At 54.9% G+C, this 20,359-nt stretch carries 18 protein-coding genes and 6 tRNA genes; 12 read left to right on the plus strand and 12 right to left on the minus strand.

What is annotated here, in order from left to right; all coding sequences use genetic code 11:
• Positions 1–55: 55 nt before the first annotated feature.
• Complete coding sequence (btuF, locus tag EH206_RS05545; protein ID WP_009111811.1) at positions 56–871, minus strand: vitamin B12 ABC transporter substrate-binding protein BtuF; 816 nt, start codon at positions 869–871, stop codon at positions 56–58.
• A 2-nt stretch (positions 872–873) separates the two neighbouring features.
• Entirely contained in the window at positions 874–1,575 is a 702-nt protein-coding gene (gene mtnN / locus EH206_RS05550) for a 5'-methylthioadenosine/S-adenosylhomocysteine nucleosidase (protein ID WP_009111812.1), read from the minus strand.
• 113 nt (positions 1,576–1,688) lie between these two features.
• Here mtnN and dgt point away from each other — a divergent pair, with 113 nt between their 5' ends.
• The 7 genes from dgt (at position 1,689) to EH206_RS05585 (ending at position 10,248) form a co-directional block, all read left to right on the plus strand.
• The gene (gene dgt, locus EH206_RS05555; protein ID WP_040342951.1) at positions 1,689–3,197 is read left to right on the plus strand and encodes a dGTPase; all 1,509 of its coding nucleotides are present in this window, start codon (positions 1,689–1,691) and stop codon (positions 3,195–3,197) included.
• Positions 3,198–3,342: 145 nt separating this feature from the next.
• Positions 3,343–4,782 (plus strand): serine endoprotease DegP, encoded by a 1,440-nt coding sequence (gene degP, locus EH206_RS05560; protein WP_009111814.1) that lies wholly within the window; start codon positions 3,343–3,345, stop codon positions 4,780–4,782.
• A gap of 181 nt (positions 4,783–4,963) precedes the next feature.
• Positions 4,964–6,121, plus strand: coding sequence for a CdaR family transcriptional regulator (locus EH206_RS05565; RefSeq protein WP_009111815.1), 1,158 nt, complete (start codon positions 4,964–4,966; stop codon positions 6,119–6,121).
• Between the two features lie 317 nt (positions 6,122–6,438).
• Positions 6,439–7,449, plus strand: a complete 1,011-nt coding sequence (locus EH206_RS05570; protein ID WP_009111816.1) for a sulfate ABC transporter substrate-binding protein — start codon at positions 6,439–6,441, stop codon at positions 7,447–7,449.
• A 111-nt stretch (positions 7,450–7,560) separates the two neighbouring features.
• Positions 7,561–8,373, plus strand: coding sequence for a sulfate ABC transporter permease subunit CysT (gene cysT / locus EH206_RS05575; RefSeq protein WP_009111817.1), 813 nt, complete (start codon positions 7,561–7,563; stop codon positions 8,371–8,373).
• 11 nt (positions 8,374–8,384) lie between these two features.
• Positions 8,385–9,266 (plus strand): sulfate ABC transporter permease subunit CysW, encoded by an 882-nt coding sequence (cysW, locus tag EH206_RS05580; protein WP_009111818.1) that lies wholly within the window; start codon positions 8,385–8,387, stop codon positions 9,264–9,266.
• The gene (locus EH206_RS05585; RefSeq protein WP_009111819.1) at positions 9,256–10,248 is read left to right on the plus strand and encodes a sulfate/molybdate ABC transporter ATP-binding protein; all 993 of its coding nucleotides are present in this window, start codon (positions 9,256–9,258) and stop codon (positions 10,246–10,248) included. The genes cysW and EH206_RS05585 overlap by 11 nt, the downstream gene beginning before the upstream one ends.
• A gap of 178 nt (positions 10,249–10,426) precedes the next feature.
• Here EH206_RS05585 and EH206_RS05590 read toward each other — a convergent pair whose 3' ends face one another.
• The 6 genes from EH206_RS05590 to EH206_RS05615 form a co-directional block, all read right to left on the minus strand.
• The gene (locus EH206_RS05590; protein ID WP_009111820.1) at positions 10,427–10,747 is read right to left on the minus strand and encodes a CcdB family protein; all 321 of its coding nucleotides are present in this window, start codon (positions 10,745–10,747) and stop codon (positions 10,427–10,429) included.
• Positions 10,747–10,995: a type II toxin-antitoxin system CcdA family antitoxin gene (locus tag EH206_RS05595; protein WP_009111821.1), complete on the minus strand. Its 249-nt coding sequence runs from the start codon at positions 10,993–10,995 to the stop codon at positions 10,747–10,749. The genes EH206_RS05590 and EH206_RS05595 overlap by 1 nt, the downstream gene beginning before the upstream one ends.
• A 176-nt stretch (positions 10,996–11,171) precedes the next feature.
• Positions 11,172–11,247 (minus strand) — tRNA-Lys (locus EH206_RS05600).
• Between the two features lie 7 nt (positions 11,248–11,254).
• A tRNA-Val gene (locus tag EH206_RS05605) sits at positions 11,255–11,330 on the minus strand.
• A 44-nt stretch (positions 11,331–11,374) separates the two neighbouring features.
• A tRNA-Val gene (locus EH206_RS05610) sits at positions 11,375–11,450 on the minus strand.
• Between the two features lie 45 nt (positions 11,451–11,495).
• A tRNA-Val gene (locus EH206_RS05615) sits at positions 11,496–11,571 on the minus strand.
• 271 nt (positions 11,572–11,842) lie between these two features.
• Between EH206_RS05615 and gltX the strand changes: the two genes are divergently transcribed.
• Entirely contained in the window at positions 11,843–13,258 is a 1,416-nt protein-coding gene (gene gltX, locus EH206_RS05620; RefSeq protein ID WP_009111822.1) for a glutamate--tRNA ligase, read from the plus strand.
• A 70-nt stretch (positions 13,259–13,328) separates the two neighbouring features.
• On the opposite strand, the gene EH206_RS05625 is transcribed toward gltX, so the two are convergent.
• The gene (locus EH206_RS05625; protein ID WP_009111823.1) at positions 13,329–14,207 is read right to left on the minus strand and encodes an alpha/beta hydrolase; all 879 of its coding nucleotides are present in this window, start codon (positions 14,205–14,207) and stop codon (positions 13,329–13,331) included.
• A gap of 263 nt (positions 14,208–14,470) precedes the next feature.
• Between EH206_RS05625 and EH206_RS05630 the strand changes: the two genes are divergently transcribed.
• Both EH206_RS05630 and EH206_RS05635 read left to right on the plus strand, forming a co-directional pair.
• A tRNA-Ala gene (locus EH206_RS05630) sits at positions 14,471–14,546 on the plus strand.
• 47 nt (positions 14,547–14,593) lie between these two features.
• Positions 14,594–14,669, plus strand: a tRNA-Ala gene (locus EH206_RS05635).
• Between the two features lie 95 nt (positions 14,670–14,764).
• Here EH206_RS05635 and ung read toward each other — a convergent pair.
• Positions 14,765–15,451: a uracil-DNA glycosylase gene (ung, locus tag EH206_RS05640; protein ID WP_040343689.1), complete on the minus strand. Its 687-nt coding sequence runs from the start codon at positions 15,449–15,451 to the stop codon at positions 14,765–14,767.
• A gap of 367 nt (positions 15,452–15,818) precedes the next feature.
• On the opposite strand from ung, the gene grcA reads away from it, so the two are divergent.
• On the plus strand, positions 15,819–16,202 hold the full coding sequence (gene grcA / locus EH206_RS05645) for an autonomous glycyl radical cofactor GrcA (protein ID WP_009111825.1): 384 nt from the start codon (positions 15,819–15,821) through the stop codon (positions 16,200–16,202).
• A gap of 69 nt (positions 16,203–16,271) precedes the next feature.
• Here grcA and srmB read toward each other — a convergent pair whose 3' ends face one another.
• Positions 16,272–17,594, minus strand: coding sequence for an ATP-dependent RNA helicase SrmB (gene srmB / locus EH206_RS05650; protein ID WP_009111826.1), 1,323 nt, complete (start codon positions 17,592–17,594; stop codon positions 16,272–16,274).
• 134 nt (positions 17,595–17,728) lie between these two features.
• On the opposite strand from srmB, the gene trmN reads away from it, so the two are divergent.
• A complete protein-coding gene (gene trmN / locus EH206_RS05655) occupies positions 17,729–18,478 on the plus strand; it encodes a tRNA(1)(Val) (adenine(37)-N(6))-methyltransferase TrmN (protein WP_009111827.1) in 750 nt (249 codons plus the stop codon).
• A gap of 188 nt (positions 18,479–18,666) precedes the next feature.
• Here trmN and nadB read toward each other — a convergent pair whose 3' ends face one another.
• Positions 18,667–20,268: an L-aspartate oxidase gene (nadB, locus tag EH206_RS05660; protein WP_009111829.1), complete on the minus strand. Its 1,602-nt coding sequence runs from the start codon at positions 20,266–20,268 to the stop codon at positions 18,667–18,669.
• Positions 20,269–20,359: the final 91 nt, after the last annotated feature.

Genomic DNA, 20,359 nt, shown 5'->3' on the forward strand with positions numbered 1-20,359 from the left:
TTACCTCGCCGCTTTGCGGGATTAACCGCTTAACCGCAATCGGACGGACCGGCGGCTAATCGCCGTTTTTCAATTCGGCCAACTGCCGGCAAATTTGCTGCGCCGCCAGTAATAAACGCGGCCCGCTGCGGTTAAACCAATCTTCATTGACCGCAATAACCGGCACGGATAACTGCGGCTGCCAGAATTGCCGCGTATTGGCGATGGCGGCGGGGGACGCGCTGATAATAATCACCTGCGGTTTGCGCGTCAGCACCTGTTCACGGCTGACCTGCGGCCACGGCGCCGGGCTGTCGCCGAAAATATTCCGCGCGCCGCACAGTGAGACAACCTGACTCTGCAAGGTGCCTTGCGCCGAGGTGAACAGCGGCTGGGAACCAAACTGGATAAAAACCCGCCGGGGCTTATTGCTGGCATAGCGCTGCCGCAACTGCGCGATTTGCCGGCGCAGGGCGGCGGCGCTCTGCCGCGCCTGTTCGGGATGCGCACTGTACGGCGCCAGGGTTATCAATGCGCCGGGAATATCGTCAAGGGTTTTGGGGTCCAGATAAACCACGGGAATGCCGAAATGGGTCAACTGTTCCAGCGGCCTCTGCGGGTTGCCTTCGCGCCAGGCCAGAATAAGATCGGGCTTTAACGCCAGGATCCGCTCAAGGTTAATGCCCTGCCAGGAAGCCACCTGCTCCAGCTTCCGCGCCTGCGGAGGATAGTCGGACCAACTGCTGACCGCCGCCAACTGTGCCCCCATCCCGGCGGCGTACGCCAGTTCGGTGGCGTGCGGCGCCAAGCTTATCACCCGCTGCGGCGTCGCGTGGGCCGCGACGGCCAGCGAAAGCAGCAGAAGCCCGATCAGGCGACGGAGGACGCGCATGGTTAGCGGCGCTCGGCCAACGCCTGCAACATGGTTTCCACCATGCGAGTGGATTGCTCGGCGGCAACCGTCAGAAACTCATCAAAGCTGAGGTGGGATTCCTGGTCGGCGACGTCGGAAATGGCGCGCACGATAACGAAAGGCACGGCGAACTGGTGGCAGACGTGGGCAATGGCCGTCGCCTCCATCTCTACCGCTATCGCCTGAGGAAAGGTGCGGCGGATGCGCGCCAGGGGTTCCGCGCCGTTGATAAACGCATCGCCGCTGACCACCAGGCCGCGCACCGCATGCAGCCGAAGAGTGGCAATGGCGTCCTGCGCCAGCGTAATCAACCCCTCGTCGGCGATAAACGCCGCTGGGCAGCCCGCCATCTGACCCGGTTCATAGCCAAAGGCGGTGACGTCGGCGTCGTGATAGCGCACCTCGTCGGAAATCACAATATCGCCGACTTTCAGCGTCGCGGCCAGCCCGCCGGCCGAGCCGGTGTTAATCACCACGTCCGGCCGGCAGTGCTCCAGCAATAACGTGGTTCCCAGCGCCGCGGAGACTTTACCGATACCGGACTTCAATAACGCGACGTCGACGCCGTTTAACCGGCCGCTGTAGATTTCGCAGCCGGCGCGTTGTATGGTCTGACGGTTTTCTATCCGATCGCGAAGCAGGGTAACTTCTTGTTCCATAGCTCCGATAATGCCGACTTTCATAGGGTTCCCCACAAATTTTGTGATAAATAGCATGAGTATAGCGTCGGCTAGTCTATCATGGCTTACGGGGTTAAATGGAGACGGTTATGCAGCGGCACTCAATGGAGGATCCTATGTCCGGTATCGATTTCGCCAAAAAGATGAGCTTTCAGCGTCCTCTTAGCCAGCCGATTAGCGCGGAGGATGACTATTCGATTGTGCGCCAGTTTGAAAGCGATCGCGGACGCATCATCAATTCGGCCGCCATTCGCCGCCTGCAGCAAAAAACCCAGGTTTTCCCGCTGGAACGTAACGCCGCGGTGCGTTCGCGCCTGACCCACTCCCTGGAAGTGCAGCAGGTGGGGCGGTATATCGCCAAAGATATCCTGGAGCGCCTGCGACGGGATAATCGTCTGGAGGAACTGGGACTGGCCCAGTGGCAAACCCCGTTCGAAAGCATGGTGGAAATGGCCTGCCTGATGCATGACATCGGCAATCCCCCCTTTGGTCATTTCGGCGAGTCGGCGATTAACAACTGGTTCGGGTCGTTACTGGACGTCGCCTATCAGGGCGAGGGCGATGGACGCCAGGATCGGTGCCGCGTTGAGGCGCTGCGCCTGCGCGACGATGGGCTGGACGAACTGCGCAGCCGCATCCGTCAGGATCTGAGCTACTTTGAAGGAAATGCGCAGGGCATTCGTCTGGTGCACACCCTGCTTAAGCTGAACCTGACCTACGGACAGGTCGGCTGCATCCTGAAATACACCCGGCCCGCCTACTGGCGCGGAGCCGTACCCGCGCAGTACGACTACCTGATGAAAAAACCCGGCTACTACCTGGCCGAGGAGGAGTTCGTCACCACGCTGCGCGACGCGTTATCGATGGGGGAGTTTCATCGCCATCCGCTTACCTACATTATGGAAGCGGCGGACGATATTTCTTACTGCATTGCCGATCTGGAAGATGCGGTAGAGAAAGATATCCTCACCGTCGAACAGTTATACGACCGTTTACATCAGAGCTGGGGCGAGGCGCTGCCGGGAGATCTATTCAGCAAGACCGTCGGCCGCGCTTTCGAAAACCAAAATCGTCATCCCTGGCGCAGCACCAGCGATCAATTCTTTATGAATATTCGCGTAAATACCGTGGCCAGACTGGTGCCGCATGCTTCGCAGCGCTTTATTGATAACCTGCCCGAAATCTATAGCGGAGCGTTTAATCAGGCGCTGCTGGAAGATGAAAGCGCGCAGAACCGGTTATTGAAAATATTTAAAAATGTCGCTTTGAAGCACGTATTCAATCATCACGAGGTTGAGCAACTGGAGCTTCAGGGCTACCGGGTTATCCGCGGGCTACTGGATATTTATAGTCCGCTGCTGGATATGACGTATCAGGACTTCAGCCGACTGGTAACAGAAGGGACGCATAAACGCTATCCTATCGAAACGCGCCTGTATCATAAATTATCCAGCAAACATTGCTTGGCGTATCGGGAAGCGGTGGAGAACCTGCAACGCTTATCTTCCGCCGAGCAGGAGATTCGCGAGTACTATTATCGCGCCCGGTTAATTCAGGATTACATTAGCGGTATGACCGATCTGTATGCCTATGATGAATACCGCCGGCTGATGGCCGCGGAATAATCACTTTTGTAAATAGCGACAATATTTTCTTACGCTTCATCATCTTCCATTGATGAACTTTGTTGGTTCATATTTATCTCACCCAGCACGACCTGTGCATAAAGGCCGTGAAACTTGCCCATTGTTACTATGAGATATATTCCCCATGAAAAGAAAATCATTAGTTCTAAGCGCGCTGACGTTAAGCCTGGCGATGGCGATGGGGCCGATCGGAGCGTATGCGGCAGAGACGGTTTCCTCCTCATCCTCACCGAGCGCACTTCCCAGCCTGGCGCCGATGCTGGAAAAGGTCATGCCTTCGGTCGTCAGTATCTATGTGGAAGGGCACACTAACGTTAGCAAAGAGAGCATCCCTCAGCAGCTACAGCCTTTCTTTGGCGAAGACTCGCCGTTCTGTCAGGACGGCTCGCCGTTTCAGCAATCTCCCATTTGTCAGGACGGGGAGAGCGACGGCGAGGGGCAGCCTTCCCGCCAGCAGGATTTTCAGGCGCTGGGCGCCGGGGTGGTCATCAATGCCGAAAAAGGCTACGTGGTCACCAATAACCATGTGGTGGATAACGCCGATAAAATTCAGGTGCGTCTCAACGACGGCCGTAAATATGACGCCAAAGTGATCGGTAAAGATCCCCGTTCCGACGTGGCGCTGGTGCAACTGCAAAATTTCAACAACCTGACGGCCATCCGCCTGGCCGATTCCGACCAGTTGCGCGTCGGCGATTACACCGTCGCCATCGGCAACCCGTACGGGCTGGGGGAGACGGCAACCTCCGGGATTATCTCGGCGCTGGGGCGCAGCGGATTGAATATTGAAAACTATGAAAACTTTATTCAGACCGACGCGGCCATCAACCGTGGAAACTCCGGCGGCGCGCTGGTTAACCTGAATGGCGAGCTGATCGGTTTAAATACCGCGATCCTGGCTCCTGACGGCGGCAATATCGGCATCGGTTTCGCCATTCCCAGTAATATGGTGAAAAGCCTGGTGGCGCAGATCGTCGAGTTCGGCGAGGTAAAACGCGGCGAGCTGGGCATTACCGGCACCGAACTGAATTCGGAACTGGCGCAGGCGATGAAGGTGGACGCGCAGCGCGGCGCTTTTGTCAGCCAGGTGCAGCCGAAATCGGCCGCGGCCGAGGCGGGCATTAAAGCCGGCGACGTGATTGTGACGCTGAACGGTAAAGCGATCGGCAGTTTTGCGGCATTGCGGGCGCAGGTGGGGTCGTTGCCGGTGGGCAGCAAGGTGTCGCTGGGGCTGCTGCGCGACGGCAAACCGCTAACGGTGAATGTGACATTGCGGCAAGGCAGTCAGGCGCAGGTGGCGTCCGGCAACCTCTATTCCGGTATCGAAGGCGCCGAATTAAGCAATATCCAGGTGGATGGCCAAAAGGGCGTCAAAGTCGATAACGTCAAAGCGGATTCCGCGGCGGCGCGCATTGGCTTGAAAAAGGATGACCTCATCCTTGGGGTGAACCAGCAGCCGATACGGAATCTTGGCGAACTGCGCAAGATCCTGGAAAGGAAGCCCGCGGTGCTGGCGCTGCATGTCCGTCGCGGTGACAGCAATATTTATCTGCTCTCCCAATAATCCCGTTCCGTCAAAGCCGGGTGGCGCGCACCCGGCTATCCCTCCACAGTTCCGCCCGAATTTTGTGAGATCTTCCACAGTTTCAACTCAATCCCCCGTTCTTTGTTCATTTGCACAATGTACGGCGCAGGACTCGCCGCTATGCTGGTGCAATTGTCAATGTTCCCGCTCAGAGGTAGAAATGGCGTCGTACCATCTTAATGCCAAAATGGCACAGGATATCGTCGCGCGGACCATGCAGATTATTGATAGCAATATCAACGTGATGGATGCCCGCGGTAAGATTATCGGCAGTGGCGATCAGGAGCGGTTGGGGGAATTGCATGAGGGCGCGCTGCTGGTGCTTTCGCAGGGAAGGGTGGTCGATATTGACGAGGCGGTGGCGCGCCATCTGCACGGCGTGCGTCCCGGCATCAACCTGCCGCTGCATATTGACGGTGAAATCGTCGGGGTGATCGGTCTGACCGGCAACCCCGGACAGTTGCGTCAGTACGGCGAACTGGTGTGCATGACGGCGGAAATGATGCTTGAGCAGGCGAGGCTGCTGCATATGCTGGCGCAGGATAGCCGTCTGCGCGAAGAGCTGGTGCTTAATCTGATTCGTACTGACGATCTCTCTCCCGCGCTGATGGAGTGGGCGCAGCGTTTGGGCATTGATGTTAATCAGCCGCGCGTCGTGGCCGTGGTTGAGGTTGATAGCGGACAGCTTGGCGTAGACAGCGCGATGGCGGAGCTACAGCAACTGCAGACGCTGCTGACCACGCCGGAGCGCAACAATCTGATCGCCATTGTTTCCCTGACGGAAATGGTGGTATTGAAGCCGGCGTTAAACAGCCACGGCCGCTGGGATGCGGAGGAGCATCGCCGCCGCGTGGATGGCCTGCTGTCGCGCATGACGGAGAGCAGCCGCCTGCGGGTGCGGCTGGCGCTGGGAAATTATTTTACCGGCCCCGGCAGCATTGCCCGCTCTTATCGCACCGCCCGCACCACCATGAGCGTCGGCAAGCAGCGGATGCCCGCGCAGCGCTGTTACTATTATCAGGATCTGATGCTGCCGGTATTGCTGGACAGCCTGCGCGGAGGCTGGCAGGCGAATGAACTGGTGCGTCCGTTGGCGAAGCTTAAGGCCATGGATGGTAACGGCCTGTTGCGTCGGACGCTGCATGCCTGGTTCCGCAATAATGTGCAGCCCGGAGCAACGGCAAAGTCGCTGTTTATCCATCGCAACACGCTGGAGTACCGTCTTAACCGCATCTCTGAGCTCACCGGACTGGATCTGGGGAATTTCGACGATCGTCTGCTGTTGTATGTCGCCCTGCAACTGGATGAGGAAAAATAGCTATTGCAACACGGCCGCAAAAATGTCGTTCCGGCGAATATCATTTACTTAGATTGAAAACTATTTCATATCGGTTAACAATATAACGCGATAGTATAAATTATCGCGAAACAGTATTTTTGCCACTTTCCCATATCCTCTATTGTCACTTTCGTGCCGTCGGTCTGATACCTGAGCGTACGCCGCGCCAATCAGTCGCATTCATCGTTATTTTTTGAATCTAACTGTCGGAAATGATAACGCATTAACCCGTTATCCTGGGCGCTATAGCGTTCCGGGCGGGAATAAATACTGTCAAATTTTAGGGAGTGATAATAATGTCAATACGTCGTCTGGGGCTATCTGTTGCTACGGCAGCGCTGTTGTTTTCCGGCGTTGCTTCCGCAGCGACCGAGCTATTGAACGTATCTTACGATCCGACCCGCGAACTGTATCAACAATATAACGCCGCTTTTATCAAGCATTGGAAAGAGACCGCGGGTGAAGATATCACCATCAAAAATTCCCACGGCGGCTCCGGCAAGCAGGCGCGTTCGGTGATTGACGGCCTGCAGGCCGATGTTGTGACGCTGGCGCTGGCCGGGGATATCGATGCGCTTAATCTGAATCAGCAAATTATCGATCCGAAGTGGCAGGCGCGCTTGCCCGACAATAGTACGCCTTATACCTCCACCATCGTTTTTCTGGTGAGAAAAGGCAATCCGAAGCAGATTAAAGACTGGAACGACCTGGTTAAACCGGGCGTCGAAGTAATTACGCCAAATCCGAAAACCTCCGGCGGCGCCCGCTGGAACTTCCTGGCCGCCTGGGCGTATGCCAAGGCTCAGCCCGGCGGTAACGATGAAACGGCGCTGAAGTTTGTCACCGATCTGTATCGCAATGCCCCAGTGCTGGATACCGGCGCGCGCGGCTCAACGATCAGCTTTGTGCAGCGCCAACTGGGCGATGTGCTGCTGGCCTGGGAAAACGAAGCCTACCTCTCTTTGAAAGAGCAGGGCGGCGATCAGCTGGAAATCGTTACTCCGTCGCTGTCTATTCTGGCCGAACCTCCGGTGGCGGTGGTTGACAAGGTAGTGGAGCGTAAAGGAACGCGCAAGCAGGCGGAAGCCTATCTGCAATACCTCTACAGCGACGAGGCGCAACGGATTATCGGTAAAAACTTCTACCGTCCGCGCAATGAAAAGATTGCCGAAGAATTTAAAGATCAGTTCGCCTCGGTGAAGCTGGTAACGATTGACGGAGACTTCGGCGGCTGGAAAGCTGCGCAGGATACGTTCTTCAAAGATGGCGCGGTATTTGACAAAATATTCCAAGAGATCAATAAATAATCAACAGTCTTTCTGTTACTTTTTCAGGCCGCTGTCTATGCAGCGGCTTTATCTCGTCGGCAATTATTTGATTCGCCTGGATCTCTGAGCATGACTATTTAAAGGCACAGTATGTCACAACGTTCCTCCTCGGTAATTCCCGGTTTCGGATTAACTTTGGGCTTCAGCCTGAGTTATTTAGGGTTGATAGTACTCATCCCTTTGGCCGGTATGTTTCTTTACGCCAGCCAACTGACCCTGGCACAATTCTGGGAGCTCATTACCAGTCGGCAGGTACTTTTCTCGCTCCAGCTCTCTTTTGGCACGGCGCTGGCCGCTGCATTTATCAATGGTATTTTGGGAACGCTGCTGGCGTGGGTGTTGGTTCGTTACACTTTTCCCGGCCGCAAGGTCATTGACGCGATGATCGATATGCCGTTCGCGCTGCCGACGGCGGTCGCGGGGATTGCGTTGACGGCCCTATACGCGCCGAACGGCCTGATTGGCTCGCTGTTTCCGTTTAAAATCGCCTACACCGGCATCGGCATCACGCTGGCGTTGATTTTTGTCACCCTGCCTTTTGTCGTCAGGACATTGCAGCCCGTTCTTGCCGATATTCCGAAGGAAATCGAGGAAGCCGCGGCCTGTCTTGGCGCGCGTCCGCTGCAGGTATTCCGCCATGTGTTGATTCCCACCTTGCTTCCCGCCTGGCTGACCGGCTTTGCCCTGGCGTTTGCCCGCGGCGTGGGGGAGTACGGTTCAGTGGTGTTTATCGCGGGGAATATTCCTTTTAAAACCGAAATTCTGCCTCTGCTGATCGTCTCGAAGCTCGACCAGTATGACTACAAAGGCGCGACCGGGATTGGCGTGTTTATGCTGCTGGTTTCTTTCATTATGTTGCTGTTGATTAATTTATTGCAGCGCCGCATCCAACCGAAACTGTAAGGCATGTCGTGATGGATCAAGTTATTTCCGCTCAGCCCCGTGCAACGAAATCCAAAAAGCACCCGGCGACCTACTATATTTTGGTTTCGCTGGCGTGGATCGTCTTTTTCCTGATTCTGGTTTTGCCGCTGTTTATGGTGGTGACGCAGGGGTTGGATAGAGGCGTCGCCGCATTCTGGGATGCCATTACCGAACCCGATGCGGTCTCCGCGCTGAAGCTGACGCTGCTGGCCACGGTGATTTCCGTGCCGCTCAACGTCCTCTTCGGCCTTGCCACCGCCTGGAGCGTGACGAAATTCGAATTCCGCGGCAAAAGTTTTCTGCTGGCGTTAATCGATTTGCCTTTCTCCGTCTCGCCGGTGGTCGCCGGTTTGGTCTATGTCCTGCTGTTTGGGGCGCAAAGTAAGCTGTATCCGTTTCTGACCGCCCATAATCTGGAAGTCGTTTATGCGGTGCCGGGGATTGTGCTGGCGACGATTTTCGTCACGCTGCCGTACGTGGCCCGCGAACTGATCCCGTTGATGGAGCAGCAGGGGTCGCAGGAAGAAGAGGCCGCTAGGCTGCTGGGCGCCAACGGCTGGCAGATGTTCTGGCATATCACGCTGCCTAACGTGAAGTGGGCGCTGATTTATGGCGTAGTGCTGTGTACCGCCAGGGCGATGGGGGAATTCGGGGCCGTCTCGGTTATTTCCGGCCATATCCGCGGGCTGACCAACACGCTGCCGCTGCATATCGAAATTCTTTACAACGAATACAATATCGTCGCTGCTTTTAGCGTCGCCATACTGCTGTTGGTGATGTCGCTGGTCGTGCTTCTGCTGCGCCAGTGGAGTGAAAGCCGTTTGACGAAGCAACTAGAGAAACAACAGGAGTTGACCAAAAATGAGCATTGAGATCCGCAATATTAATAAACAATTTGGTCAGTTCCAGGCTCTGAATCAAATCAACCTGGCCATTCAGAGCGGCGAACTGGTGGCGCTGCTGGGGCCGTCCGGATGCGGTAAAACCACATTATTACGTATTATCGCCGGTCTGGAACAGCCGGATAGCGGCAACATTATTTTTCATGGCGAGGACGTGTCCGTTCACGACGTGCGCAAGCGCAACGTGGGGTTTGTGTTCCAGCATTACGCCTTGTTCCGCCACATGACGGTGTTCGACAACGTAGCGTTTGGGCTGCGGATGAAGCCGAAAAGCATCCGCCCGTCGAAACGCGATATTGAGAAAAAAGTCCATGAACTGCTCCGCCTGGTGCAACTGGAGTGGCTGGCGGACCGCTATCCCGAGCAATTGTCCGGCGGCCAGCGTCAGCGTATCGCCCTTGCCAGGGCGCTGATTGTCGAGCCCAGCATTCTGTTGCTGGACGAACCCTTCGGCGCGCTGGATGCCAAAGTGCGCAAGGAGCTGCGTCGCTGGCTATCCCGCCTGCATGAGGATATCAATCTGACGTCGGTGTTTGTTACGCACGATCAGGAAGAGGCGATGGAAGTCGCCGATCGTATCGTACTGATGAATAAAGGCGTCATTGAACAGATTGGTTCGCCTGATGAAGTTTATAATCACCCGGCCAGTGAATTTGTTTATCACTTCCTGGGGGACAGCAACCTGCTGAAGATTGAACAGACTGACGAAACCATCCTGTTCCGTCCCCATGAAGTGGCTTTGTCCGTTGAGGCGCAGGATGGCTATCAGCCGGTCATCGTACGTGATATCCGTCCACTGGGCGCGTTGACCCGTCTGTCATTGAAGATTGGCAATCAACAGGAGCTAATAGAAGCTGAAGTGGCGAAAGACGATCTCAGTTTGCATGGCTTGCAAAAAGGGGATGTTATCCAGTTCAAACCCAAGCGCTATAACCATGACTGGGAAATTTGAGCGTTATCGCGGATAAATCATTCGCCGTATAAAACCCATAAAAAACGCTCTTATCAGGGCGTTTTTTATTGAAACGGACAAAATCAATCATTAGGCGCGATGAGAGAATATCGGGTAACGACCGTATGCAGTATGGCCACGGGCGGCGGCGAGCTTGCTATGAATCAGCTGACGCCGTTCAGGTGTTGGTGAATATGGCATCAAAAGCCGAAAGAATTTCACCCTGGGATGAAATGGCACTACATACAAAATCTATTTTATGAATTTTTCTAGCTTCGAGAAATGTCATCGCGGGAGTAAATAGGTAATAGTCTCCACCATTAACATTCACGATAGGGGTTATTCTTTTTTGATTCAGGGTGAGGTTATGCTTTGAAACCAGGGGAACAATCAATCTTGTCGATAAATCATCGAAATAATTGTGCTGGATGACCAGATAATAGGGCCATAGCTGGTTTGATTTTGCCGATGGATTGCGGTAGATATCAAACTGTGACATTAAATGCCGCCGAAAAAGTCATCATCCGTGAGCATTCCGGCCTTTTCCATAAACATATTTATGGCCTGCATATCCTGCTTTTCTTTTTCCCGATCGTTTTTTCGGGCCTCTATTGCCTGTGCCAGAAGCTGATCCAGCGTTGCCGACAGGTTTATGTCCATGCTGCGGGCCGCTTCAACCAATGAAGCTGTCAGATATACATTGGTGCTTCTTTTGGTTCCATGGCGGGAGGCTATTGCGGTTTTCATCACGTGGTATCCTCTGCGCAAGGGTATGCGCAAAGTATGTGCCAGCGGCGTTGAAAAAGCAATCTCAGCACCTGCTGTGCAAGAGAAGAGAACGGCACGCCAGGCGCAATATACAAATCAAGATGAGGTTATTGCAGAAGATGAAGTATTGCATAAGGGGAAAACTTTGCGGATATTGGTGGGTCGTGCAGGATTCGAACCTGCGACCAATTGATTAAAAGTCAACTGCTCTACCAACTGAGCTAACGACCCGCAGAAGTGGTGGGTGATGACGGGATCGAACCGCCGACCCCCTCCTTGTAAGGGAGGTGCTCTCCCAGCTGAGCTAATCACCCACTTCCGTACTTCATTTTCAATAAGAAGATAGCTGGTATGAGATTGGTGGGTGATGACGGGATCGAACCGCCGACCCCCTCCTTGTAAGGGAGGTGCTCTCCCAGCTGAGCTAATCACCCAATCTCAATTCTTCTTACTTTACACGGCGCGTCACTCTAATAGAGTGGTGGGTGATGACGGGATCGAACCGCCGACCCCCTCCTTGTAAGGGAGGTGCTCTCCCAGCTGAGCTAATCACCCTCGCTGTGTGGAGTCGCATTATAGGGATAGTTGAAAGTGAGTCAACGCTTTTTAAAAGCAAAATGGTTGTTCGTTGTAAAATTAGTCAGGACGCCTTATTTCTGGCCGCCGATGATGTCCTGTTCTTGATTTTAACGGGGAATAAGCCCTGTAGTGATACGTTACGGCGTTGAGGAATCGGGGCAGAATGATAGAATGTTGTCCACTTTTGTTATCTGAACTCATGTCGGCATCTGCCGACTGCCGTCGCGTAAAAAGGCTGTAATCCCAAATGAAAATTAAAACCCGTTTCGCGCCCAGTCCAACTGGCTATCTTCATGTAGGCGGCGCCCGTACCGCACTCTATTCCTGGCTATTTGCCCGTCATCATGGCGGCGAGTTCGTTTTGCGTATTGAAGATACCGACCTGGAGCGTTCCACTCAGGACGCGATCGACGCCATTATGGATGGCATGAACTGGCTGAATCTTGACTGGGATGAAGGTCCGTATTACCAGACCAAGCGCTTTGACCGTTATAACGCGGTAATTGACCAGATGCTGGAAGACGGCACGGCCTATAGATGTTATTGCTCGAAAGAACGTCTGGAAGCGCTGCGCGAAAAGCAGATGGCGAACGGCGAGAAGCCGCGTTATGACGGCCACTGCCGTGATTCCCATCACCAGCACGCCGATGGCGAGCCTCACGTAGTTCGTTTTCTGAATCCGCAGCAAGGCTCGGTGATCTTTAACGACAGCATTCGCGGTCCGATTGAGTTCAGCAACCAGGAGCTTGACGATCTGATCATCCGCCGTACCGACGGTTCGCCGACCTATAACTTCTGCGTGGTGATCGACGACTGGGACATGGAAATTACCCATGTGATCCGTGGTGAAGACCATATCAACAATACGCCGCGCCAGATTAATATCTTGAAGGCGTTGGGCGCGCCGGTGCCGGAATATGCCCACGTATCGATGATTCTGGGTGATGACGGCAAGAAGCTTTCCAAACGGCATGGCGCCGTGGGGGTGATGCAGTATCGCGATGATGGCTATTTGCCGGAAGCGCTGCTGAACTATCTGGTGCGTTTAGGGTGGTCGTACGGCGATCAGGAAATTTTCTCGGTGGAAGAGATGAAAAATCTGTTTTCACTGGCCGCGGTCAGCAAATCGGCGAGCGCCTTCAATACCGAAAAATTGCAGTGGTTGAATCATCACTATATCAATCACCTGCCGCCGGAATACGTCGCCACCCATTTGTCATGGCATATCGAGCAGGCGGGCATCGACACCCGCACCGGCCCGCAGCTGAGCGAACTGGTTACCCTGCTGGGCGAGCGCTGCAAAACCCTGAAAGAGATCGCGGCTTCCTGCCGTTATTTCTATGAAGACTTTGAACAGTTTGATGCCGATGCGGCGAAGAAGCACCTGCGTCCGGTGGCCCGTCAGCCGCTGGAGCTGGTGCGCGCCAAGCTGGCGGCCATCACCGACTGGACGGCTGAAAACATTCATCAGGCGATTCAGGGAACCGCCGATGAATTGGGCCAGGGTATGGGTAAGGTCGGTATGCCGCTGCGTGTGGCCGTAACCGGCGCAGGGCAGTCTCCCGGCGTGGATGTGACGGTACAGGCTGTCGGTCAGCAGCGTTCGCTGGCGCGGATTGATAAGGCGCTGGCGTTTATCGCCGAACGTGAAGCGCAGCAGTAATCGCTGACGCTATTCGATTAATGCAAGCCCGGCAAATCTGCCGGGTTTTTTCATCCGGAAGTGGGCGTCGTTACTGACCGGCGATAATAACCGCCTGGGCTATGGCGTCCGGAATAACGTCGCCGTGGTTTTTGCCGGCAAACAGGATAAACCGCGCGTTGGCGCCCTGATGTTGTAACCGGGCGGCCAGCGTCCGCGCTTTGGTCACCATCTGCCGCCGGCCGTGACGCTCCTCCCGTCCGGCGTCGGCGGGCTGTTTTGCCGCCGCTTTTTCCGGCGCGTCCTCGCATTCGCCCACGCTCAGCGTAATGGACTGCGGCGGCGCGTCGAGCAGCGGCGTTTTTTCCGGAATAACCACGCCGTCGCCCCACCAGATAGAAGGGCTTGCCGCCACATAACGCTGAAAAGACGCGCTATGGTTAAACAGCGTGTAAAGAGTAAACAGACCGCCGAAAGAGTGGCCGGCGAGGGTCTGTTTTTGCGTGTTCACCCGATAACGCGCCTCCACCCAGGGTTTCACGCCGCTTTGCAGGAACTGGTAAAAGGCTTCGGCTTCCCCGCCTTTGTCAAAATGGGGATCGACGATGGTGGCCGGCGGGGTGTAGTCCCGCGTTCGGGCCGGCACATCGTACTCCCGATCGCTCTGGTAGCCGATGGCGACGATCAGCGGCGCCGCCCCGTTTTCCGTTTTATAGCTGTTCACCGCGAAAGGAAAATGCGCATTGCCGTCCAGCAGATAAAGTATCGGATAACCTTCTGCCGGCGCCGCCTGACGCGGAAGCGCAATAAAAAGTCGGTACCGGCGGCGTTTATTACTCTCCAAATCGAACTGGCGGATATCGAAATGATCTCTGGCCCGTTCGGTGATGGGAACGATGTCCGGCTGTGCTCTGGCAGGCAAAATACCGGCCATCATCAGGGTAAATGCAATCATCGGCAAATAGGGCATGGGACAGGTTGTCTGAATGGATGAACATAATATTATCAGATGATAATAAAACGCCTTATCGTTGGCAGCTTTTTTATGGCATTTACCTGACGCCCCGCGCTTGCGCCACTCTGAACCGCCGGTCGATGCCGATATGTTATCGATTATGAGCGCGCTTGGCGTCTTTTTCAGCGGTTGGCGCCATAAAAGGATTTAGCCGTTGACACTGCCAATCGGGTCTCATATTATGCGACCCGTTCGCACAGATACGGTCTGTAAGATACGGGGCTATAGCTCAGCTGGGAGAGCGCTTGCATGGCATGCAAGAGGTCAGCGGTTCGATCCCGCTTAGCTCCACCAAACAATCCCTCTGTTTGGTTTTATATCGCGAACTCGCCACTTAACGTGGGGCTATAGCTCAGCTGGGAGAGCGCTTGCATGGCATGCAAGAGGTCAGCGGTTCGATCCCGCTTAGCTCCACCAAATCACTCCCTTCTCCTTGTTATATCATTCCCTGGTTTATTATCGTTTTCGCCGTCATGATGTTGCTGCCTCCAGCGGCTGAAGGCAGTATTTCTTTACTGATTCTCCGGCAGGCGCGGCGTCCAGTCTATCGGGGCAAGACCTTGCTGTTCCAGGAGCCGGTTAGCCTGGGAAAAATGCTTACATCCCAGAAAGCCGCGATGGGCCGACAGAGGGGAAGGGTGCGGCGCTTTCAGAACGTGATGGCGCTGGCGGTCAATAATGCTGCCTTTTTTCTGGGCGTGCGATCCCCACAGCAAAAAGACAATGCCTTCGCGATTTTCATTCAATACCGCAATCACGCGGTCGGTAAAGGTTTCCCAGCCCAGATTGGCATGTGAGTGGGCCTGGCCGGCCTCTACGGTCAACACCGTATTCAGCAGCAGCACCCCTTGTTCGGCCCAGCTTTGCAGGAAGCCGTGCCGCGGGATTTCAAAGTCCGGTATATCATTAGCCAGTTCTTTATAAATATTCACCAGCGAAGGTGGCGCGGGCACGCCTGGGCGAACGGAAAAAGAGAGCCCATGGGCCTGGTTGGGGCCGTGGTAGGGATCCTGACCGAGGATAACCACCTTGACCTGATGAAGCTCGGTAAAGCGGAAAGCGTTAAAGACATCTTTCTGCGGCGGATAAATGATTTTTCCCGCCGCGCGTTCTTTACCGACGAATTGAAGCGTATTAATAAAGTAGGGCTGTAGCTTTTCTTGTGCCAGAACGTCATGCCAGGTTAGGGAAGTTGCCATCATGCACTCTCTGTCCGTAGGGTGAGTTTTGTTGCCGGTAGCTTACCGTTCAATTGCGCCGAGGTAAAATCGTAACAATGGTGAAAGCAGCGCGGCGTAGGGATGATTTTGAAAAAAAATTGAAAATTTACAAAATTATTTGCAGTGATGATGGCCGATAAATTTGATGTAAAACAATAAATTGCCCCAAATGGTTGATTTTGGTGGTCGTTAAAATTGATTTAAGTCAAAGAATTGCCGCTCTTGTGCTGGTATACAGGGACTCAGGTAGAATTAGTTTTATTCAAACGTTAAAAACTGACGGCAGTTTGTTACTGATACCAATTTTTAATTAAGACGATAAACACGCCGTTTTACGGAGGCAATAATGGTTACTGGTATTCAAATCACCAAAGCAAACGACAGCGCGCTGATCAATTCTTTCTGGTTGCTGGATGAAGAAAAATCTCAGGCACGCTGTGTTTGTGCAAAATCCGTTTATAGCGAAGATCAAATCGTTCCGGTAAGCGACCTGGGCCAGATTGAGTATCGTGAAGTTCCGCTGGAAATCAAACCGGAAGTGCGCGTGGAAGGCGGTCAGCATCTGAATGTCAACGTGCTGCGTCGTGAAACGCTGGAAGATGCCGTTCAGCATCCGGAAAAATACCCGCAGCTGACTATCCGCGTTTCCGGTTATGCGGTGCGTTTTAACTCGTTGACGCCGGAACAGCAGCGTGATGTGATCACCCGTACTTTTACCGAAAGTCTGTAACTCGTTTTATCCAGAGCGTGATGTAAATACAAAAGGGAGCCGAAGCTCCCTTTTTTGCATTCCGACGCTTTATTCGCCGGACTTACCCGCTTTGGGAACCGGCTGACGGCGTTTGCCGATGTTTTTGCTGTCCCGGTGACGTACCTTCACCTTGACCTTCTCTTTTTCTTTCTCTTTCTTTTCTTTCCGCTTGGTCAATACTTTTTTGGAGGGCTTGCCGGTGGTTTTGGCGCTGGGCGCTTTGGTGGCCGGGCGAAGCTCTTCGATAACCCGCGGTTTCAGCGGTTCATTCAGATAACGACTGATTTTCCCCAGCAGCAGGTGATCGTGCGCTTCGACGAAAGAGATCGCGCAGCCTTTGCGCCCTGCGCGACCGGTACGGCCGATGCGATGGAGATAGGTATCGGCGGTACGCGGAAGGTCGAAATTGAACACATGGCTGACATCATTGATGTCGATGCCGCGTGCGGCGACGTCGGTCGCCACCAACACGTTCACCCGCCCGTCGCTCAGGCGTTTTATCGCTTCGTTACGCTTGGCCTGCACCATTTCGCCTTCAAGATAACAGGCGGTAATGCCGGCTTCCCGTAACCAGGCCACCAGCTCATGCACGCGCTCGCGCTTGCGCACGAAAACGATTGAGCGGGTAACGTCCGCTTGTTTCAACTGGTGGCAGAGCAGGGCGGTTTTGTGTTTGATATCGTCGGCACGGTAGTACCATTGCAGAATTTTTTTACGCTCGCGGCGTGAGGGATCGGCTTCAACTTCGACCGGATCGTTCAGCAAACGCTCGGCAAAGTCTTTAATCGCTTCGCCTTCCAGCGTCGCGGAGAACAGCAATGTCTGTTTGCGCCAGCGGGTTTCACCGGCGATATGCTCGATATCCTGCGCGAAGCCCATATCCAGCATGCGGTCCGCTTCATCCAGAATCAGCGTTTCTACCGCTCGGCAGTCAAAATTCTCTTCTTTGATATATTGCAGCAGACGACCGGTGGTCGCCACCACCACATCCTGATTTTCACTGAACACTTCGGCGTGGTTCATGTAGGCCACGCCGCCGGTAATGGTGGCGATATCCAGGTGGGTGTGGGCGGCCATGATGCGCGCCTGATCGGCGACCTGCATGGCAAGTTCACGCGTCGGCGTTAAGATCAGAATACGAGGCGGTCCGGATTTTTTACGAGGAAAATCTAACAGATGCTGCAAGACCGGCAGCAGATAGGCGGCGGTTTTGCCGGTGCCGGTCGGCGCTGAGCCCAGCACATCGCGGCCGTCCATCGCCGGCGGAATGGCCGCCAACTGGATAGCCGTCGGGCGTTCATAACCCATATCGCGCAGGGCGTCTAACAGGCTGTCATCAAGATCTAGCTCGGAAAAAGTTGTTGCTGTCATGGTCTACCTCTATTTGGGGCGCTGATTATAGACGCATTGGCCGGGTTCTTCACCTGTTTAAAACAGACAACCGCGCTTTTACTGTATAGAGGTTTACCCTATGCTACGACGGTTTTCATCTGGAGCCCGGCATAATGAGTGAGCAACCTGACGATAAATCGACGCTGCGTCGCGATGGGTTTACCTTCAAGCGTTTTTTTGTGGCGCACGATCGCTGCGCCATGAAGGTGGGAACCGACGGCATATTGCTGGGGGCGTGGGCGCCGGTATCCGACGGCGTGCAGCGCGTATTGGACATCGGCTGCGGTTCGGGGTTGATCGCCCTGATGCTGGCGCAGCGCACTGATGATGATGTGCGCATCGATGCGGTGGAGCTGGATGCGGCGGCGGGCCGCCAGGCCGGGGAAAATATCGCCGCGTCTCCGTGGTCCGATCGTATGAGGGTTCAGGTTGCGGATATTGCCGGTTTCGCCGCCGCCAGCGCGGCACGTTATCCCTTGATTGTCAGCAACCCGCCCTATTTTGCGCCCGGTATCGCCTGCGGTACTGCGCAGCGAAGCCAGGCTCGTTACACCACCACGCTGACGCATAAGCTCCTGCTCGACTGCGTGCGGCGTCTGATAACGCCCGACGGCCTATTCTGCGTGGTGCTGCCTATATCGGTTGCCGAGATTTTTATTGCGCTGGCGGCGCAGCAGCACTGGTTTCTCCGTCAGCGCGTAGATGTCGCCGAATATCATGCGCGCCCGGCGCGCCGCGTTTTGCTGGCGTTGTCGCTGCAACCCGGAGAGTACCGAGCATGGCAGTTGGCGATACGTGATGCGGATCGGCGCTACTCCGCCGATTTCCGGGAGTTGACCAGGCATTTTTATCTATTTATGTAGCTTGGCGGGCAGGGATAAGTCCGCCATAAAAAATCGCCTGGAGCGATTTTCAACGTCGCTTGCGACGGCCTGGAAGGTGGCGGGCAGGGATAAGTCCGCCATAAAAAATCGCCTGGAGCGATTTTCAACGTCGCTTGCGACGGCCTGGAAGGTGGCGGGCAGGGATAGCCCGCCATAAAAAATCGCCGCTAAGGGGTAAGGATGGTGGGTTTAAGGGCGTCGAACTGGTCTGGATAATCAAGAGTGTAATGCAATCCGCGGCTCTCTTTTCTTTCCAGCGCGCTGCGAACAATCAACTCCGCCACCTGTACCAGATTGCGCAGCTCCAGTAGGTTATTGGAAATACGGAAATGGGCGTAATACTCATCAATTTCCTGCTGGAGCAGGGTAATGCGGTGCAACGCCCGTTCCAGCCGTTTAGTGGTGCGTACGATGCCGACATAGTCCCACATAAATAGCCTTAGCTCATGCCAGTTATGCTGGATAACTACTTGCTCGTCCGAATTGTCGACCTGACTCTCATCCCAGGCCGGCAGTTTCTTGATGGGTTTGATTTGCGGCAGGCGGCGCAGGATATCTTCCGACGCCGACCAGCCGTAGACCAGACACTCCAGCAAGGAGTTCGACGCCATGCGATTGGCGCCGTGCAGCCCGGTATAGCTCACCTCGCCGATGGCGTACAGGCCGTCGAGATCGGTGCGCCCATGCTGATCGACCATCACGCCGCCGCAGGTATAGTGTGCCGCGGGAACAATGGGAATAGCCTCTCGGGTAATATCGATGCCCAGCGCCAACAGCTTTTCATAGATGGTGGGAAAGTGCTGTTTAACAAACTCCGCGGGTTTATGGCTGATGTCCAGGTACATGCAGTCCGCGCCAAGCCGCTTCATTTCGTGGTCGATCGCTCTGGCGACGACGTCACGCGGGGCGAGTTCGCCTCGGGGATCGAAATCCGGCATAAAGCGGCTGCCGTCGGGGCGTTTCAGGTAAGCCCCTTCGCCGCGCAGGGCTTCGGTCAGCAGAAAATTACGCGCCTGCGGATGGAATAAGCAGGTGGGGTGAAACTGATTGAACTCCAGGTTGGCTACCCGGCAGCCCGCGCGCCATGCCATGGCAATGCCGTCGCCGGATGAAATATCCGGATTGGTGGTGTATTGATACACCTTGGATGCGCCGCCGGTGGCAAGAACGACGGTCTTTGCCCGGCAGGATTCGACCGTTTCCCGTTCACGATTCCAGATGTAAGCGCCGACAATCCGCCGGGTTCCCGGCAGACCCAGCTTGCTTGAGGTGAGCAAATCGACGGCGTTACAACGTTCCATAATATGGATACGGGGATGGAAGCGGGCTTTTTGTACCAGCGTATTTTCCACTTCTTTACCGGTGGCGTCGGCCGCATGCAGGATGCGGCGGTGGCTATGGCCCCCCTCACGGGTCAGATGATAACGGGCTTCGCCGCCGGCGCCGGTTTCCGTATCGAACAGTACGCCCTGATCGATCAGCCATTGCACGCAGCTTTTGGCATTGCCGGCGATGAACTCCACGGCTTCACGTTCGCACAGTCCGTCGCCCGCGACTAATGTATCTTCGATGTGTGAATCGATGCTGTCGGTTTCATCGAAAACCGCGGCAATGCCGCCCTGGGCATAGAAGGTCGAGCCCTCATTAAGCGGGCCTTTACTCAGAACGGTAACGTTTGCGTGGTCGGCCAGACGCAGCGCGAGAGACAGCCCGGCAGCACCGCTGCCAATGATTAACACATCACAGGAGTATTCAGTGGTCGGTTGCATGTTTGTATCGTCAACATAAGAAAGGGAAGGGAGAACCGATGTTAGCACTCAATGTTTTATCCATGTATTGATTTTGATCGCCCTGTAAAGA

This window comes from Brenneria nigrifluens DSM 30175 = ATCC 13028 (genome assembly GCF_005484965.1).
Lineage (GTDB): Bacteria > Pseudomonadota > Gammaproteobacteria > Enterobacterales > Enterobacteriaceae > Brenneria > Brenneria nigrifluens.